The 18,403-nt window shown below is 73.1% G+C and carries 11 protein-coding genes; all 11 read right to left on the bottom strand.

Features of this window, described 5'->3' with window-relative positions; translation table 11 throughout:
- Window positions 1-70: 70 nt before the first annotated feature.
- The gene (locus tag AB0I68_RS31430) at window positions 71-1,273 is read right to left on the bottom strand and encodes a cytochrome P450 (RefSeq protein WP_363180766.1); all 1,203 of its coding nucleotides are present in this window, start codon (window positions 1,271-1,273) and stop codon (window positions 71-73) included.
- Window positions 1,266-7,514: an amino acid adenylation domain-containing protein gene (locus AB0I68_RS31425; protein WP_363180765.1), complete on the bottom strand. Its 6,249-nt coding sequence runs from the start codon at window positions 7,512-7,514 to the stop codon at window positions 1,266-1,268. The genes AB0I68_RS31430 and AB0I68_RS31425 overlap by 8 nt, the downstream gene beginning before the upstream one ends.
- On the bottom strand, window positions 7,511-7,936 hold the full coding sequence (locus AB0I68_RS31420; RefSeq protein ID WP_363180764.1) for a nuclear transport factor 2 family protein: 426 nt from the start codon (window positions 7,934-7,936) through the stop codon (window positions 7,511-7,513). The genes AB0I68_RS31425 and AB0I68_RS31420 overlap by 4 nt, the downstream gene beginning before the upstream one ends.
- A complete protein-coding gene (locus AB0I68_RS31415; RefSeq protein WP_363180763.1) occupies window positions 7,933-10,116 on the bottom strand; it encodes an aminotransferase class III-fold pyridoxal phosphate-dependent enzyme in 2,184 nt (727 codons plus the stop codon). The genes AB0I68_RS31420 and AB0I68_RS31415 overlap by 4 nt, the downstream gene beginning before the upstream one ends.
- Window positions 10,117-10,233: 117 nt before the next feature.
- Entirely contained in the window at window positions 10,234-12,156 is a 1,923-nt protein-coding gene (locus tag AB0I68_RS31410) for a beta-galactosidase (RefSeq protein WP_363180762.1), read from the bottom strand.
- Window positions 12,153-13,190 (bottom strand): alcohol dehydrogenase catalytic domain-containing protein, encoded by a 1,038-nt coding sequence (locus AB0I68_RS31405; RefSeq protein ID WP_363180761.1) that lies wholly within the window; start codon window positions 13,188-13,190, stop codon window positions 12,153-12,155. The genes AB0I68_RS31410 and AB0I68_RS31405 overlap by 4 nt, the downstream gene beginning before the upstream one ends.
- Entirely contained in the window at window positions 13,187-14,158 is a 972-nt protein-coding gene (locus AB0I68_RS31400) for an inositol monophosphatase family protein (protein ID WP_363180760.1), read from the bottom strand. The genes AB0I68_RS31405 and AB0I68_RS31400 overlap by 4 nt, the downstream gene beginning before the upstream one ends.
- Window positions 14,155-15,423 (bottom strand): aspartate aminotransferase family protein, encoded by a 1,269-nt coding sequence (locus AB0I68_RS31395; protein ID WP_363180759.1) that lies wholly within the window; start codon window positions 15,421-15,423, stop codon window positions 14,155-14,157. Before AB0I68_RS31395 ends, AB0I68_RS31400 begins: the two co-directional genes overlap by 4 nt.
- Before the next feature lie 229 nt (window positions 15,424-15,652).
- Window positions 15,653-16,267: a GPP34 family phosphoprotein gene (locus AB0I68_RS31390; RefSeq protein ID WP_363180757.1), complete on the bottom strand. Its 615-nt coding sequence runs from the start codon at window positions 16,265-16,267 to the stop codon at window positions 15,653-15,655.
- On the bottom strand, window positions 16,264-16,866 hold the full coding sequence (locus tag AB0I68_RS31385) for an HAD family phosphatase (RefSeq protein ID WP_363180756.1): 603 nt from the start codon (window positions 16,864-16,866) through the stop codon (window positions 16,264-16,266). Before AB0I68_RS31385 ends, AB0I68_RS31390 begins: the two co-directional genes overlap by 4 nt.
- Before the next feature lie 53 nt (window positions 16,867-16,919).
- Entirely contained in the window at window positions 16,920-18,167 is a 1,248-nt protein-coding gene (locus AB0I68_RS31380; protein WP_363180755.1) for an MFS transporter, read from the bottom strand.
- Window positions 18,168-18,403 lie beyond the last annotated feature (236 nt).

Here is an 18,403-nt window from a genome sequence, read left to right as displayed (position 1 = left end):
GTCTCAGGGAGGGGCGGGACGGCGCGGGAACGAAGGCCCGGCGGCGCGGGATCGGGGCCCGCGGCGGTGCTCACCAGGTCACGGGGAGGGCGTGGACTCCGTAGACGGCCATGTCGGACTTGAAGCGGATCTCCTCTACGGGCACGGCGGTGCGCAGCGTCGGGATCCGGCGGGCCACGGCGGCGTAGACCTCCTGGAGCTCCACCCGGGCCAGGGACTGGCCCATGCACTGGTGGGACCCGTACCCGAAGGCGAGGTGGCCGTGCGCGCGGGCCGCGGGGTCGAACTCCTCCCCGGCGGGGAAGCGTTCGGGGTCCCGGTTGGCGGCGTTGATCGCGGCGACCACGCCCTCTCCCGCCCGGACCAGGTGACCGCCGACCACGACGTCCTCGAGTGCGATACGGCGGATGCCACGCTGGACGACGGTGAGATGGCGCAGCATCTCCTCGACGGTGGCGGCGAGCAGGACGGGGTCGTCGTCCGCGCCGAGGGCGGCGAAGTGCCGGGGGTGCCGCAGCAGGGTCAGCACGCCCAGGGAGATCATGTTGGCGGTGGTGTCGTGGCCTGCGGTGAGCAACAGCAGTCCCATCGCGGCCAGTTGGCGGCGGTCCATGGAACCGTCGGCGAGATGGCGGGCGGCCATCCGGCCGAGGAAGTCGTCCTGCGGGCGCAGCTCGCGGGCGGCCACGAGGTCCTCCAGGTAGTCCTGGAGGGCCTGGCGGGCGGCGGCGGCGCTCTCGGTGCTGCCCGCGACGAGGTTCATCGTGTGGGTCAGGCTGCGGAAGAGCTCGCGGTCCTCGAAGGGCACTCCGAGGAACTCGCAGATGACGGTGAGCGCGACGGGCAGCGCCAGATCGGCCACCAGGTCGGCCTCGGCGCCCTGGAGCATCCGGTCGAGGCAGCCGTCGACGACGGCGCGTACGGCGGGCCGCCACAGCTCGGCCCGTTTGACGGTGAACTCACCGAGCACCAGGCGCCGTACGGCGTCGTGCTCCGGGTTGTCCATCACGAGCAGGGTGGGTTCGACTGCGGTCTCGGCCAGGGCGACGGCGCTGGAGAGCGGGTAGCCGGGGCGGCTCTTGTCGGCGCTGAACCGCGGGTCCGACAGGACGGTGCGGGCATCGTCGAAGCGGGTGAACAGCCAGGGCCGCACTCCGTTCCACAGGGTCACCCGGGGCACCGCGCCCGCGTCGCGGATGCCGGTGACCTCTCGGGGCGGGGCGAACGGACACTGCCGGTCCATGGGGTAGTGCAGTTCGGTCGGGTCAGTCATCGCGGGTGCTCCGGTCGAGGTTCTCCCACCAGCGGCCGACGAGGGCGTCGTCCAGGGCGGGCGGGGTGATGCCGAGGGTGCGCAGGGCGGCGAGGGTGGCGTCGTTGCGGTGCTCGAGGCGCCCCGCGGCCGGGTCGTCCCCGAGGTCCCTCAGGTGCTCGCGGTAGGCGAGCGCGGGCAGGGTGGTCCCGGCGGCCCCGGGTCCGGCCTCTGCCTCTGCCTCTGCCTCTGCCTCTGCCTCTGCCAGACGGCGCAGCCAGGTGCGGAGGTCGACCGGAGGGGTGGTCCGGCCGGTGCGCCGGTCGTGTACGGCGAGCAGCTCGGACAGCGGGGTCCGCCGGGAGTGGTGCAGGTGGTGGACGGCGCCCGGTTCACCGTCGGCGAGGGCCAGGGCCACCAGGGCGCGGGCCATGGTGTCCACGGGCAGCGCGTCGGTGGCGAGCCGCGGGTCGTCGGGATGGCAGCCGAGGGCGGCGGAGGTGACCAGCAGGCGGCTGAGGAAGTCGTCTTCGCTGACCGCGCCCGTCGTGCTCCCGCCGGCCCGGCCGAGCCGGTAGATCCGCGCGTCGGCGCCCCGGTCGAGGGCCTGGGCGACGAGCTGTTCGGCCGCCCATTTGCCGGCTGCGTAGCCGCGGCCGCGCGGATGCCGTTCGCCGGCCGCCGAGGTGGCCTCGGTGACGGTGCGCGGCTGTGCGTCCTGCGGGCCGTCCCGGAACACGCCGAGCGTGGAGATGTGGTGGAAGCGGGCCGGCCTACCCTCGCTCGCGATCCGCAGCAGTTCGGCGGTGCCGCGGACGTTGGCGGCCTCCAGGTGCTGGAAGCCGGACACGTGGTGGACCTCGGCTCCGACGTGGAGGACGGTCGCCGCCCGGCGGACCGCCGCTTCCCAGTCCGTGCCGGCCAGGCCGAGACCGGGCAGGGCCAGATCGCCGGGTACGGCGACGATGCGCGGGTCGTCCGCATCGGGGCGCAGGCCGTGGCGGCGCAACGCCCCGGCCAGGCGTCGGCGGGCGGCGTCGGCGTCCGTCGCGCGGACCAGGCACAGGACGGGGCCCGACGCTCGGTCCAGCAGCTCCGCCAGGACATGGGAACCGACGAACCCGGTGGCCCCGGTGAGCAGGACGGCATCGTGCGGGCCGGCCTCGACGGGTCGGCCGGTGAAGACGACGGCCGGGTCGAGCCGTGCATCGTCCGGGCCCACCGCGGCCGCACCCGCTCCGGCGCCGTCCAGGCGGCGGGCCACCGCGCGTACGGTCGGTGCGGCGAGGAAGTCGGACACGGCGATGCGGATCCCGTACTCCCCCTCGATACGGCCGAGGAGCCGGATGACCCGCAGGGAGTGGCCCCCGAGGGCGAAGAAGTCCTCGTCAGGGGAGCCCGGCGGGCCGTCGAGGACCTCCTGCCACAGGGCGAGCAACCGCCGCTCGGTCTCGTTCGCCGGGCCGTCCGCACCGTCGCCGGCCGACGGGCGCCGCTGCCGGCGGTGGCCGGCCAGCCGGGCGGCGAGCGCCGGGCGGTCGGCCTTGCCGTGGCTGCCGGTCGGGATGGCCGGCACCGCCACGGCCAGGCGCGGGACCATGTGGCCGGGCAGCAGCCGGGCCAGGTGGGCGCGGGCCTCCCGCGGTGAGGCGTGCCCGACGTAGCCGACGGCGAGTTCGGCGTCGGCCCCGGCGCCGAGGAGGACGGCGACGGCCTCGCGGACCCCGGGGTGTTCGGCGAGGGCGGCCTCGATCTCGCCGAGTTCGATGCGGAAGCCGCGGAGCTTGATCTGGTGGTCGAGACGGCCGAGGTAGTCGATGCTCCCGTCGGGCAGCCGGCGTACCCGGTCCCCGGTGCGGTAGCAGCGCCCGGCCGGGCCGAGTGCGGGATGGGTGGTGAAGAGCCGGGCGGTCTGTCCGGGATCGTTCCAGTAGCCGTCGCCGAGTCCCGCACCGGAGAGCCACAGTTCGCCCGGCACCCCGGTGGCGCAGAGCCGTCCGTGGCGGTCCACGACGTGCGCGGCCGTGCCGGGCAGCGCTGTTCCCACCGGTACCCGGGCCCGTCCGTCGCCGGGGTCCGCCCGGTACGTGGTGGCGAGGATCGCGGCCTCGGTCGGGCCGTATCCGTTGACGACCACCCGGTCCCGGGCGAAGTGGCGGGTGTCGTGGACGTCCGCGGGCTCGCCGGCGACGAGCAGCACCCGTACGCCTGCCAGGTCGGGGCGGTCCAGGGCGCGCAGCAGCGAGGGGACGGTCACCATGACGGTCACCCCGGAGGTGGTCAGGGTGCGGTGGAGAGCCGCGCCGTCGGCGCGGGTGGCGTCGTCCGCGTACACCAGGGTGGCGCCGGAGACGAGCGGCATGAACTGCTCGAAGGCCGCCACGTCGAAGCCGGGCGAGGTCAGCTGGAGCCAGACGTCGTCCTCGGTGAAGGGATGGCGGGCGAGGCAGCCGAGGAGGGTGTTGACGACCGCGCGGTGCGGGACGGACACGCCGCGGGGGCGACCGGTGCTGCCGGAGGTGTAGATGACGTACGCCGGATCGCCCGGATCGCCCGGATCACCGGCCGCGGCGCAGGCCCCGGTCTCTTCGCCGGGGGCGGTGAGTTCCTCGATGTCCAGGACCGGTGGGCCGGGGCTCCGGTCCGGGCCGGGCCGCAGCAGCGCGTCCGAGGTCTCCTTGGCGCAGACCAGCGCGCCGGCTTCGGCGTCGCCGATGCAGTGGCGCAGCCGTTCCGCGGGGTACGCCGGGTCGAGGGGCACGTAGGCGGCGCCGGCTTTGAGGACGCCGAGGAGGACGGTGACGAGCCGCGGGGAACGCTCCAGGCACACGGCGACGCGGTCGCCGGGCCGGATTCCGCGGGCGGTGAGGCGGGCGGCCACGGTGTCGGCGAGGCGGTCGAGTTCCCCGTAGGTGAGGCTGGTGTCCGCGCCGGTCACGGCGATCTTGTGGGGCCGGGCGGCGGCTTGCCGGGCGACGAGCGCGGGCAGGGTGGTGTCCGTGCCGTCGGGCGCCGCCTCCGGTCCGCGGCGAAGGCGCTCGTACTCCCCCGGCTCGAACAGCGTCACGTTCCGCAGCTGCGGGTCGCCGTCCGCCAAGCGGTCGAGTACGGCGGCCAGCTGGCCGGCCAGCCGCTGCGCGGTGGCCGGGCTGTACAGGTCGGTGCTGAACTCGACCTCCAGATCGAGACCGTCTCCGGCCTCCTGGAAGGTGAAGGCGAGTTCGAAGGTCGCGCCGGTACGTTCCGCGGCGGCCCACGGCGTGGCCCGCGTGCCGTGCAGGCCGAGCGGGCGCGGCTGACGCCGCTGGTAGTTGACGACGGCCTGGAAGGGGACGGCCGCGCGCGCGGCGGTGGCCGGTGCCAGTTCCCGGGCCACCGTCTGGAAGGGCACGTCCTGGTGGCGCAGGGCCAGGGTGCAGGCCGCGCGGATGCGGTGCAGGAGGGCGCCGACGCTGGTGTCTGCGTCGGCGTCGATGCGTACGGGCAGCACGTTGACGAAGCAGCCGATGAGGTCCTGTGTCCCGGCCCGGTCCCGGCCGGCGGCGAGGGTGCCCAGGGTCAGGGCGTCGCGTTCGGCGTGGGCGGCGAGGACGGTGTACACGCCGGCCAGGCAGAGCATGTACGGGCTGACGCCGTGCCGGCGGGCGGCCTCCGCCTGCCGGGCGCGCTGCCCGGGGCCGATCCGCAGCCGCACCCGGTCGCCGCTTCCGCTGAGGACGGCCGGGCGGGGGTGGTCGGTGACGAGGTCGAGTGCCGCGGCCCCGCCGTCCAGCGCGCCCTGCCAGAACTCCGTTGCGGCGGCGAGCTGTTCGGGCCGGGGAGCCAGGGCCCGGCGCAGGTGGTCGGGGTAGGACAGGCGCAGGGGCGGCAGGGCGGCGTCCGGGTCCTCGTACAGGGCGGACAGCTCGGTGAGGAAGAGCTCCAGGGACCAGTCGTCGGCGATGGCGTGGTGGACGGCGAAATGGACCAGCGTGCGGTCGTGGCCGAGGGTGAGCACCAGGGTGCGCAGGAGCCGTGTGCCCCCGGCGTCCGGGCCGGCCGTCATGTGCGCGGCGACGAGGGTCCGGGCGCGGCTGTCGCGGTCTTCGGCCGGGGTGGTGGTGAGGTCGATGTGCTGCAGGGCGGCGCCCGCGTCGGCGGTGAGGCTCTGCTGCCAGCCTTCGGCTTCACGCCGTACGACGGTCCGCAGCGCGGCCTGCCGCTGCCCCAGCCGGCCGAGCGCGGTCCGGAGCCGCGGAAGGTGCAACGGCCCCCGGACCAGATAGCCGCGTCCGATGACGTAGCGTCCCGGGCTCCCGGCGGCCTCCTGCTCGAACCAGATCCCCTGCTGACCGGCCGACAGCGGCAGCCATGCGGTGTCCCCGGCCCGGGGCGCCCCCGGCCCGGGGACGGCGGATGCGGTGGCCGTGGCGGAGGCGAATGTGGTGGCCGTGGCCACGCGGGCCGCCAGCGCCCGGATCGTCGGGGCGCAGAAGAGGTCGGCGAGGGTGAGGGCGACGCCCTGGTCGCGTTCGATCCGGGCCAGGACCGCCATGGCGGACAGGGAGTCGCCACCGGCGGCGAAGAAGTCGGTGTCCGGGCCGACGGTCCGGCCGAGGACGGCCTCCCAGTGCGCGGCGACGGCCTCCGCGGCGGAGACCGGCGAGCCGGAGTCCTGCGGACCGCAGGCCGGCGAACCGGCCGCACCGGCCCCGGGCCAGGCCGCACCGGCGGGGTTCGCCGCCCGGTCCGCGTGCGAGGCGAGCAGTCGGCGGTCCGGTTTGCCGTTGGCGGTGACCGGGATCTCCGCAAGGACCGTGACGGCGGCCGGAACCGCGGGGGCCGGCAGGCTCCGGGCGGCATGGGCGGTCAGGACGGCGTGGGCGTCGCCCGCGAACGCGGTGTCGGGTGCCAGCACCACGTAGGCCGCCAGCCGGCGGGTGGCGGCGGTGCCGTACGGAACGGCGACCGCCTCGCGCACCGCGGGGTGGGCGAGCAGCGCTCTTTCCGCCTCCACGGGTTCGACCCGGTGACCGCGGATCTTGACCTGGTCGTCGAAGCGCCCGAGGAAGGCGAGCGCGCCGTCGGGGAGCAGCCGGACCCGGTCCCCCGTCAGGTAGGCCGTACGGTCGGGCCGGCCGGGTTCGGGGATGAACCGCTCGGCGGTCAGCTGCGGCCGGCCGCGATAGCCGCGGGCCACGCCGGTCCCGCCGATGCAGAGTTCGCCCTCCTCGCCGGGCGCGGCCGGGGTCCGGTCGGGGCGCAGGACGTGTGCGGTGGCGCCGGCGAAGGGGCGGCCGATCGGCACGTCCCGCCAGCCGCTGTCCCAGCTGTCGGGGCCGTCCAGTGTCTGCCAGCACGCGTAGACGGTGGTCTCCGTGGGCCCGTAGCCGTTGACGATGCGGCAGCCGGGCAGCTCGCGCAGAGCGGTCCGTACGGCGTTCGCGTCGGCCCGGTCGCCACCGGAGACGCACAGCCGCAGCCCGCGCAGGTCGGCCGTGATGTGTTCCATCGCCAGCCGGAACAGCGGGGCGGCCAGCCGCAGTACGGTCACCCCGTGCCGGGCGCATTCCCGGCCGATGTCGTACACGCCCGGCCGGTCGGCCTGCGGGAGCACGAGCCGGGCGCCGCTGAGCAGCGCTCCCCAGATCTCGAAGACGGAGGGGTCCACGTGGAGCGGGGCGAGCTGCAGGACGACGTCGTCGGGTCCGAGCCCGGCCTCGGGGGCGTGCGCCAGCGCGAGGACCGAACGGTGCGCGACCTGGACCCCCTTGGGGGTGCCGGTGCTGCCCGAGGTGTGGATCACGTAGGCGAGGGAGTCCGGTCCCGGTCGCAGCTCGGCCTGCGCCGCGGCGGACGGCGGCGCCTCGCCGGGCTCCGGCGCGTGCTCCTCGACGGCCAGGACGCTGACCCCGGACGGCAGTACGTCCCGCAGCCGGGTGAGGTCCTGCGCGGCGGCGAACACGGTGCGGACCCGGCTGTCCTCGACGAGGGCGCGGATGCGGTCGTCGGGAGCCTCGGGGTCCAGCGGCAGGTAGGCGCCCCCGGCCAGCACCACCGCGAGCACGGTGGCGATCGTGCCGGGCGAGCGCCGGGCACAGATCCCGACGGGCTCGTCGGGGGTCAGGCGGCCGGTGAGCCGGCCCGCGGCCGCGGCGGCCCTGGCGGCCAGTTCGCCGTAGCCGATCCGCAGGTCGCCCTGGACCAGGGCGGTGCGGTGCGGGTGGGCGCGGGCGACGGCGGTGAAGGCGGCGCCCAGGGTGGTGGTGGCGGGAGCGTTCACGACGCCGCCGTCACCTCCCGGCGGTCGCGTCGCAGGGCGTCGACGACGCTGGCGGTGTCGTAGAGGTCGAGGTAGCGGGAGATGAGCCCGTCGCGGACGGTGAAGACGTTCATCCACTGCGCCTCGTAGCGCGCGTCGTTGGCCAGCACGAGGGTCCGGCTCACGCCGAGCACCACGACCCGGTCTCCGGCGTCGAGGTAGTCGTACGCTTCGCACTCCTGTACCTGGATCAGCTCGCGGACGATGGCGAAGAACTCCCGGAATCCTTCGACGCCGCGGTAGACGCCGGCCCAGGGCAGCGAGGCGGGGCCGTGGTAGACCCACTCGAAGTCGGGGGCGAGCAGTGGCTCGATGTCGGCCAGCCGGCCCTCTTCGAAGAGCTGGAAGAAGCGGCGGACCACTTCGACGTTCTGCGTGCTCATGTCGTGCTCCTGGGCTTCGTGGAACTGGGGGACAGGACCTGGGACAGACGCTGGCCGAGCCGGAACAGCGCGGCGTGGGCGAGGAGGCGTACCGGTCCGGTGCGCGAAAGCCTGCGGGCGCCGCGCATCACGTGGCGGATCTCCCGCTCGGTGGCGGTCAGCGGCAGCAGGAAGACGTCGTAGACGACGAAGGCGCGTGCGCGGGTGATCCACCACAGGATGAGCGCGTACGTCATCCACTCGCCCTCGGGCGCGAGGAACCGGCCCAGCACGCCCGGCACCCGGGGCTCCAGCCGGCCCAGCAGCCCTTCGGCGAAGCGGCGGCCGACGACGCCCTGCGGCCCGGTGTCCAGGGCGGCGAGCCCGGAGCGCACGATGTCCGAGAGATGCCGGACGCGCTCGGGCAGCCCCAGCGCATCGACCTGTGCAATGGCCTGGAGGGCGAAATGGGCGCCCAGTCCGTGGGCGTGGTGGGTGCGGAGCTCCTCGACCAGCTGCGGGTTGGTCCGGCGGGCGGCGTCGTGCACCTCCTGGGAGACCAGGGCGGCGCCGGTGGGGAAGCAGCCGTAGCTCAGGGCCTTGGACAGGCTCATCAGGTCGACGGCGGGGAGCCGGCCGTGGTGGGCGAAGCGGGTGCCGCAGCGGTAGTAGGAGGTCAGGACCTCGTCCACTCCGATGAGGTAGCCGTGTGCGGTCCGGCCCTCGGTGACCGCGTCGAGGAGCGGCGCGGGGATCGGGGCGTAGGCGTCGGAGCTGCCGTGGACCAGCTCGATCCACACGAGCCCGATGTCGCCGCGGGCGGCCTCCTTGCGGAACTCGTCCACGGCGTACGGGGTGAAGGGGTCGATGTACCGGATGTCGTCGTAGAGCGGGCCGAAGGGCGCGCGGGTGCGGTCGGCGGCGGTGGCCAGCAGTGAGACGAGGGTCTTGCCGCCGTAGTTGTGCTTGAAGACGACGATGCGCCGGTGGCGGGGGCGGGCGAGCCGGGCCAGGGTGATGGCGCTCTCGACCGCCGAGGCGCCGCTGACGGCGGGGAAGGCGCGGGGCAGCCCCGTCTCCCGGGCCAGGACCTGTTCCAGCTCGCGGACGTGGTCCCGGGCGGGGTCGTGGCCGCGCACGACGGCGGTCAGCGCGTCGGAGGGGTTGTGGCCGGCCACGCCGAGCCCGGCCCCGCAGAGCCCGTCGACCAGGTCCAGTTCGCGGCCGGAGTCGAGGCGGACGGTGAGCCGGGAGCCCTTGGCGCGGACGACGTTCAGCGCGCCGTGCAGTTTGCGGTGCATGCGGACCGTCATGGGGTTCACATGGCGGGCGTAGAGGTCGAGGGTCGCCTGGCGGCCGGCCGCGGCCGCGGCGAGTTCCCGGTGCACCGGGTCCGTGTCGTCGAAGCGGGGCAGCAGCCGGGCGATGACGGCCCGCATGGCGACGCTGTTGCCGCCGTAGGTGTTGGAGTGCAGGAAGCCGGTCCGCGGGGTGCTCCACGGCGCGAACATGTCGTGGCTGCCGGTGAACGCGCCGAAGGGGACCTCGTGGCCGGTGAGGGACTCGCCGAGGACGACCAGGTCGGGGCGCAGGGCGGTGACGGCGGGGTCGCGGGGGCAGTCCGGCGCGATGTCGCTGAGGTCCACGACGATCCGGGCCCCGGCGGCCCGGGCTCGGCCGGCCAGTTGCGTGACGGCGGCCAGGGCGCTCTCGTCGAGCCGCTCCGGGGCGCGTACGAGGAGCCCGCACACGGCCGTGCCGTCCAGGGCCGCCCGCAGCTCGGCCACGGTGGCGTGGCACATGACGCCGGGGGCAAGGGAGCGGTCGGGCCCTTCGCCGAGCGGGTCGCAGCGGCGGGCGAGGGTGCCGTCGGGGTCCAGGACGAGGACGCGGCCGCGGTGGGTGGCGGCCGTCGCGGCCGCGCGGTGGCGCAGCAGTTTGACGGCGCCGTGCAGGGCCTCGTAGCGGGAGTTGGCGAAGAAGCTGCGGTGGCGGGTGCCGGCCGGCATGCCGCCGAGTTCCCGGACGAACTCGCTGATGAGGTGGCCGGCTTGGGCGGATTCGGTGGTCACGAACCAGGACGGCATCGCGAAGACGGGCCGTTCCTCGGCGATGAGGCCGGCCAGGATGCCGAGGGTCTGCGGGCCGGCCGGGCGCAGGTGTGGCTCGGGGCCGGGTACGGCGTGGGAGTTCGGGTGCATGGTGCCGTCTCGCTCGTGGGAGGGCCCCGGCGGCGGGGTGATCCGCGGGAGGCCGAAAGGCAAGGGGCGGGCGGCGGGAGGCGCGCTGTCAGGTACGTTCTCCCGCCGCCCGCGTTCTCAGGAGGCGTGGACGCGTGCCGCGTCGGCCTCTTCGCCGCCCCAGGTGAGGGCGACGGGGGTGGTGGACGGCGGCTCGGGGGTGGCCAGCCATCCCAGGAGTGCGCCGTCGCGGGTGACGGTCACGGCGGCGGAGCCGGGCGGCAGGTCCAGCGTCCAGCCGCCGTCGGTGCCGGTGCCGGTGCCGGTGACCCGGTCGGCGCTGTCAGTGGGGTTGAAGGCCCCGGTGATGCGGACGCCGCCGGGTCCGGAACGGCTCAGTACGCGCGCCCTGCCGTGCGCCGTCGTCCAGCGCGGCCCGTCGGGGGCCGGCAGTGCGGCGGCGAAGGAGGCGACGAAGGCCGCGACCGCTCCGTCGGCGGGTTCCCCGGCCGGGAGCGTCAGCTCGCCGGGGCCGTCGGAGGCGTCGGGGTGGCCGGCGCGCAGGACGGCGACCGGGACCTGCGAGCCGTCGGCGGCCGGTCCGGGGTGCTCGTCCAGCCAGCCCAGGCCGACCAGCCGGCCGGTCTCGGCCAGCTGCTGCCCCACGGCCTCGGCGAGCTCCGCGAGCACGGTACGGCCGGTGCGCTGCCAGGCGCCCGCCTCGGGCAGGGCCCGGTCGACGAGCACCACGGCGTCCCGGTCCGGCGCGCCGGCGAGCAGCAGGTCGCCGAAGCGGTCGAGGAACGCGGCGAGGAGGCGCAGGCCTTCGGCGTTGGCCTGGTGGGTCCCGGCCTCGGCGAGGGGTGCTCCGGGGCTGTACGGCGGTGCGTGCAAGGCCGGGTCCACGCCTTCGGAGCGCAGTCCGTCGGCGTCCATGTCCACCAGGGGGCCCCAGTTGGCCGTGGCGCAGGCGGTGTAGACGCTGACGGTGCTGGAGCCCAGGAGCAGGGCCAGCAGCGCGTTGAAGACGGGGGTGGCCGGCTCGGCGAAGGACGCGTCGGTCCAGGTGAACCCCCAGTTGGCCTCGACCACGTCGGTGCCGCCGAGCAGGATTCCGGTCAGGTGGGATCCGAACGCGGTGGTGTCGCGGGCCGGATTGCCGACCCACTCGGTGTGGCCGATCAGGTGCCGGGAGCCCTGGATGGCGCGTTGCCGGGCGGCCCAGGCGTCCAGTGCGGCGCCCGGTGCCGTGAGACCGGCCAGCGGTACGTTGGCCAGCCGGGCGGGGCCGTCGGGGAACAGCGCGGAGATCCGGTCCCACAGGCCGACGATGGCGTGCCCGCACCACCGGGACCACTGCAGGCGCAGGCCGCTGGTCCACTGACCGACGTCCTCGGCGGCGAGGGAGGCCTCGTCGGACAGGCCGCGTCCGGTCAGCCACCAGGCGAAGGCCTCGCGGGCGGCCGGGGAGGCGTCCTGCGCGTCCACGGGGAGGTGGGCGTCCCCGGCGGTGCCCTCGTTGCCGAGCTGGAGGGCTACCACCGGGCCGTCGGGTGCGACGGCCTTGGCGACGACCTCGTCGGCGACGGCCCGCAGCCAGCTCTCGGTCTCGGCCTGCACGGCCGGGTCGAGGAGGCTGGGCAGCGGCTTGCCCTGAGAGGTGAGGACGGTGCCGTCCAGACCGCGGTACGGAGTGTGCGCGGGGCCGCACAGGCGGTCGGGCAGTCCACCGAGCTGGACCTCGGCATGGATGAAGGGCCCCGGCTTGAGGAGTACGCGCAGTCCGGCGTCGGCGGCCAGCTCGAGGAGCCGGGTCACATCGCGCTGCGGGTCGGTCTTCCCGGTGAAGTCGAAGGACCGCTCGGCGCCTTCCCCGATCTCGTGGAACCGCCACGGCAGGTAGCAGGAGACGACGTCCACCCCGAGGCGGCGCAACTCCCTCAGGTTGGAGGCCCAGTTGGCGGGGTCGGCCCGGTAGTACGGGTACTCGCCGATGACGACCGGCCGGGCGGCGCCGGGTACCAGGGCCTGGGCCAGGCGGGCGCGCGGTGACGGGCTCATGCGTCCGCCCCGGCGTGCGGCGGTACGAGGACGACCTTCAGCGCGGCGTACTCGGCGCCGGGGACGGCGGCGAGCGCCTTGAAGGCCTCTTCGTGGTCGGCGAGGCCGAAGCGGTGGGTGACCACGCGCTCCAGCGGCAGCCGGCGGGCCAGCTCTATGGCCTTGGGGAAGATCATGCTGTTGTAGTCGCCGGCGCCGATGATCTGGAGTCCGCGCTGCAGCAGGGTGAGCGGACGCACGGTGGCGGAGGCGTTGCTGTTGAAGCCCATGATGACGACCCGGCCGCGCAGGGCGGCGTAGCCGATGCTCTGCTCCAGGAGGTTGCCGACGGAGTCGACGACCATGTCTGCGCGCTCGGCGAGGGCGGGGTCCTCCGGCGTGTGGACGGTGACCCGGCCGCCGAACTCGGGGGCGTCGAACACCTCGCCGGCCAGCTTTCGTCGCACCGGGTCGGGCTCGACGAGCAGCACGTGTGCGCCGTACAGCTGGGCGGCCATGGCGGTGACCACGCCCATCGGGCCGCCGCCGACGACGACCGCGGTCTCGCCCGCTGCCAGCCGGCCGGCCTCGATGTTGTTGAGGGCGCAGGCGAGCGGTTCGACGACGACGGCGCGGTCGAAGCTCATGCCCTCGGGTATGGCGTGGCAGAACAGCTCGGGCAGGCGGATGAACTCCGCGAAGGACCCGTCGTAGTCGAGGCCGACCTCGGTGCCCGCCTTGTGGCCGCAGAAGTTCCAGTGGCCTTCCAGGCAGGTGGCGCAATTGCCGCAGTACAGGGTCGGGTTGACGATGACCCGGTCGCCGACGGCGAAGCGGGTGACGCCGGGGCCGGTGGCGTCGACGACGCCGACGGCCTCGTGGCCCATCACCACGCCGGTCTCGGCGGGGAACTTGCCGACGAGCACGCTGCGGTCGGTGCCGCAGATCCCGCTCTGGGTGACGCGGATGATGACGTCGTCCGCGGCGCGGGGCTCCGGCTTGGGGTGCTCGACGAGGGCGAGCGTCCGGTCGGCGGTGAGCGTCAGGGCCTTCATGATGCCTCCCTCGCGGGCGCGGCGGTACCGCGGCCGAGGTCCCAGCGGATGGAGTCGAGCAGCTGCTTGTGGAGTTCGGGGGTGGCCGCGGCGATGCAGGACTTCTGGTTCATCGGGCCGAGGTCGACCAGGGAGGTGGTGCCGAGGTCGTCGCCGTAGGCGTCGGTGATGACCACGCCGGCCTGCCGGGCGAGGTAGACGACGGCGGCGATGTCGTACGGGAAGAGGTGCAGGATCGAGCCGCGGCCCACACTCAGGAACTGCTCTTCGGTGTCGGGGTGGTCGCGCAGGACGCGGTTGCCGATGTCGGCGTAGGCGTCGAGCTGGCCGGTGATGATGCGGGAGATGGAGAAGGTGCTGCTGTTGAAGACGAAGATGCCGCCGGTGTTGGCCGACCGGTCCACGAGGTGGCCGTAGGCGTCGGTCATCAGCTGCATGGGGTGGCCGTTGAACTCGATCGACCAGAACATCCGGGTCAGGTCGGTGTTACGGCTCAGCCGCGGCACGGGGGTGGTGAAGCCGCCGCTGTCGAATCCGTCGGTGTCGTCGCCGTAGAGCCAGGCACCGCTCTTGATCTCCACCAGGCACGCGGCGTTGACGTCGGCGAGGGTGGGTGCCCCGTCGCCGTAGGGAGCGGCGGCGATGGACACCATGCCCATCTCCAGCCCGGCCGAGGTGGGACGGGTGCCGTCGATCGGGTCGACGACGAGCAGCACCTGCGGCTCGGGAGCGAGCTCCACGTAGGAGCCGTCCTCGGTGTAGAGCGCCACCGGTACGTGGGCGTGGGCGCGCAGGTAGTCCAGTACGGCCTTCTCGGCCACCTCGTCGACGTCGAACTGGGCGTCGCCGCCGGGCGAGTCGCCGTGGACCTGACGGGCGTGGCCGTGGTCCGCGTAGGCGAGCAGCTCGGAGCGGACGTGCTCGCCGAGCGCCTTCAGGAGCTGCTTCATCGGGTTCGCAGGGGTCATCGGGTCAGCTCCGCCACGAACAGGTTCTCCAGCTTGTCGCAGATCTCCTCGGCCTGGTCCATGGTGAGGATCAGCGGCGGACGGATCTTGAGGACGTTGCCGTAGCCGTAGCGCGAGGTGCGCAGGATCAGGCCGTGCTCCATGGCCTTGTCGGCCAGGTGGTTGGTGAGCTTCACGGCCGGCTTGCCGTCCGGCTCGCCGATCTCGAAGCCGATCATGAGGCCGACACCGCGGACGTCCACGATGGCCGGGTAGCGGCGCTTCATGTCGTGGAGGCGTTCCATGATGTAATCGCCGGTCCGCGTGACGTTCGCCAGGAATTCCGGCTGACGCACGATGTCGAGGGTGACGTTCGCGGCCGCGGCGGCGAGCAGGTTCGAACCGTAGGTGAAGGAGTGGTGGTTCGCGGGAAGTCCGGCGAGCCGCTCGTTGGTGATGATTGCGGCGACCTGCGCACCCGATCCACCGAGGCCCTTGGCCGTGGTGATGGCATCAGGCTCGACACCGAAGTACTGGGCGGCGAACATGTGGCCGGTACGGCCGATTCCCGTCTGGATCTCGTCGAAGATGAGGGCGATGTTCTGCTCGTCGCAGAAGGCCCGGAGCTTTTGCATGTAGCCGTCCGGCGGCACGATGTTGCCACCGTTTCCGGAGATCGGCTCGATGAGGACGGCGGCGACGCGGCCGGAGCTCGCGTAGTCGACGAAGTCCTCCAGACGGTCCACGCACATCATTCCGCAGGTTTCCTTCTTCTGCCCGTAGAAGCAGCGGAAGCAGTACGGATCGGGCACCTGGAGGCTGCCCGGGAAGAGGTTGGGGAACGGCTCGCGGCGGAAGGCGTTGCCGGACATCGATGTCATCATCATCGTCTGTCCGACGTGGCTGCGGAACAGCGTGATGACCTCGGACTTCCCGGTGGCCATCTGGGCCATCTTGATGGCGCCCTCGTTGGCTGCCGAGCCGCCGGACACCTTGGGGTGCACCTTGGTCAGGCCGTCCGGGGAGGTCTCCACCAGCCGGCGCACGAGGCCGTTGATCGGGTCGCTCTGGTACGAGGAGGTCAGGTGGACCACCTTGTCGAGCTGGTCCTTCATGGCGGCGATGACGGCCGGGTGGGAATAGCCCAGGCTCAGATTGAAGGTCGCCGACGCGCAGTCGAGGTAGCTCTTTCCGTCCTCGTCGTAGAGATAGACACCTTCACCCCGCTCCATCTTTCGGTCGCTGACGGGGTAATAGATGTGCTCGGTAACATCCTTGGTTTCCATCGGTCCCTCTCATACGGGTCACAGAAAAACGTCAAGGTATGGACGGAAAGAGACAACTCACGTCCAACAGACAAGGAATGGGATGCGGCTTGATGCCGGTGGGGGCGGCCCGGATTATTCACCCGTTGCAGACAGGGTTCGCGCGGCGCCTTCTCATTCATACGAACACATTCCAACAGGCCCTGACAAGAGGCTGTTTGGAGATGTGGATCTCTTTCTTCCCGCATCACTAGCCGGGAAAGGCCAGAGCGGCGGCCGAGGCGCGGCGGGAGTCGGAAACCGCCGCCGCGGCCCGGATGGCGGGCATCCCGGCAGGCCCCAGCGCGGCCATCGCCCGCGCGGTACGACGGGAGGCCTCGGCCGCGGACCACCCCGGCCAGGCCGCACCGTGCAGCCCCGAGGCGGCCAGCAGGGCGCCCGCTGCCACGGCCGGGACACCGGCGTCGGCCGGCCTCCGCACCGCCTCCCTCACCCGGTGCAGCGCCTGGCGGGGCCGCGGGTCCGCCCAGTCGGGCCGCGCGCCCACGGCATCTTGGGGCAGCGCCGGCCCGGGGTGCAGCCGGGCCAGCGCCCAGGGGCCCAGACGCGCCACCCAGTCGGCCGGTGCCCGTTCACGGGCGGAGAGGCCCAGACGCACCAGGGCCTCGTCCAGGGCCGGATCGCCCGTGCTGCCGCGACCGGTCGGCCGGACGCGGTCGCCGTCCCATTCCAGCCGGCCCGACAGCGTGCCCTGAACCAGCAGCGCGCCCGCGAGGCCCCGACCGGTCTCGGCCTCTCGGCGCGGTGGCGGAAAGCGGCCGTACGCAGCAGCGCACAGCGCGAACAGCAGGGGCGTCCCCGTCACGGCAACGCCGCCTCCAGTACGGTCCAGAGATCATCGGGCGTGGTGAACACATGGCCCTGCAGACCCAGTTCGCGGGCGGCGTGGACGTTCTCGGCCCGGTCGTCGACGAACAGGATGTCCCCGGGAGGCAGTCCGAGTTCCCGGACACACCACTGGTAGGCGGCCGGTTCGGGTTTGGCGCTGCGGATGCGGCAGGAGAAGCCGAGCACCATGAATCCTCCCAGCCACGGCTGGGTGGTCTCGTACTGGACGGCCAGTTCCTCCGGAATGTTGGAGAGGAGGCCGAGGGTGACCCCCCGGTCGGCGAGGGCGCCCAGCAGCTCCACACTGCGTCCGTCGATCTCGCTCCAGCTGGCCAGGTCTGCGGCGATCAGATCGGCGGTCAGTCGTTCGTCGAGCGTGATTCCCAGCTCTGCACAGACCCCCTTCCAGTAGGCCGGGCCGGTCACGTCACCGCGGTCGTAGGGGGCGCGCTGCGACCAGTACGCCTGCCAGAAGCGGTCACGGTCACCGCCGGCGGTGCGTTCCAGTACGCCCTGGGACTCGGGCGACTGGACGCGCGCGATGACACCGAACATGTCGAAGAGAACGGCTTTCATGCTTCGGCTTCCTTGTCCATCAGCTTCCTTGTCCATCAGGTGCCTCGGGTTCCTCAAGTGCCTTGGGTTTCCGGGGTGGTGACGGCGTCCGTCCGGGCCGGTCCCGGCGTGCGGGGGCCGCTGACGCCGTCGGGATCGGGGGCGTTCTTGCGCAGCCACAGGCTCAGGGCCGCGCACACGGCGGCGAGGCCGAACAGCACCAGCGGCACCGCCTTCACGTCCATGGTGTCGATCACCCCGCCCAGCAGCGGCGGGAAGGCCACTCCGCCGATCATCGAGGCGGCGATCACGTACGCACCCGCCGCGGCCACACTGGGCACGGCCCGGTTCAGCCAGGGCAGGCAGGTCGGGAAGATCGGCGCGATCATCAGGCCGACGCCGAAATACGCGTACGGGGCGAGCGCCGGTACGGTCGCCAGGACCAGGAAGCCGGCCATGCCCGCGCAGCAGACGATCAGGATCGACGGTGCGGACCAGCGCAGGCTGAGCGGGGCGACCACGAACCGGCCGATCGTCATCGCCGCCCAGTAGGCGGACGTCGCGGTGGCGGCGGTGGCCGCGCCGTACCCGACGGCCTCGAGATGGGTGGGCTCCCAGCCGCCGACACCGGTCTCGATGGCCACGTGCAGCACGTAGATGCCGATGAACACGGCAATGATCGGCAGCACCCGGGCCCCGGCCACCGCTCCGCCGTCCGCCGGGGCCGGGTCCGGCTCCCGAGCGGCCACCCCGCCCAGGGTGACCAGGATCAGCAGGCAGACCACCCCGATGCCGAGGAAGATCTCCGGGTAGCGATCCGCCCCGAGCCAGCCGATCAGGGCCGGACCCGCGATCGCACCGACACCGAAGTGAGCGTTGAGCAGGTTGAGCATGGCGGTGCTGCGGCGGCCGAAGCCGATGGCGAACAGCTGGTTGAGGCCGTAGTCGATGCCACCGAAGCCCAGCCCGATCACGAAGGTCCCGGCCAGCGCCAGGATCCAGTTCGGCGAGAACGCGAAGACCGCCCCACCGGCCGCCATCAGCAGATACGAGCCGCCCAGCAGCACCCGGTTGTTCAGCCGGCCCCGCAGTACGTGGTAGACCAGCACGCCCAGGAGCGCACCGACGAAATGGGCACTGAGACTGAGCCCGGCCACCGCGGGGCTGATGCCGTACTCCTCCCGCAACGCCGGAATCGCCGGACCGTAGAGCGCCTGCAAGGCGCCGATCACGACGAACGCCGCACAGGACGCAACGATCGCGACGGTGGTCAGAAGAGGCCTCCCCGCTTCGGGCAGGCCGGCCTCACTGGTGACGGACATCGCTCTCCTCATCACTCACAGCCGAATGAACAGATCCCATGTTCAGAACAGCTTGAAGTTCACACAATGAAGCGCACACTACGCATGGTCGATGTTCATTTCAACATGTGAGGTGTTCGCAACGCGCTCCAGGAGCCTCTTCTGTGCTAAAAGCAGACACATGAACGTGATGGAAAGGCACAAGTTCGTCGTGGGTCTGCTCATGCAGCAGAACCGCGCGACCGTGTCCGAGCTGG

Origin of the sequence: Streptomyces sp. NPDC050448, assembly GCF_040655295.1 — a bacterium.
In the GTDB taxonomy this organism is placed as follows: domain Bacteria; phylum Actinomycetota; class Actinomycetes; order Streptomycetales; family Streptomycetaceae; genus Streptomyces.
This window is presented reverse-complemented; position numbering and strand designations above follow the sequence as displayed.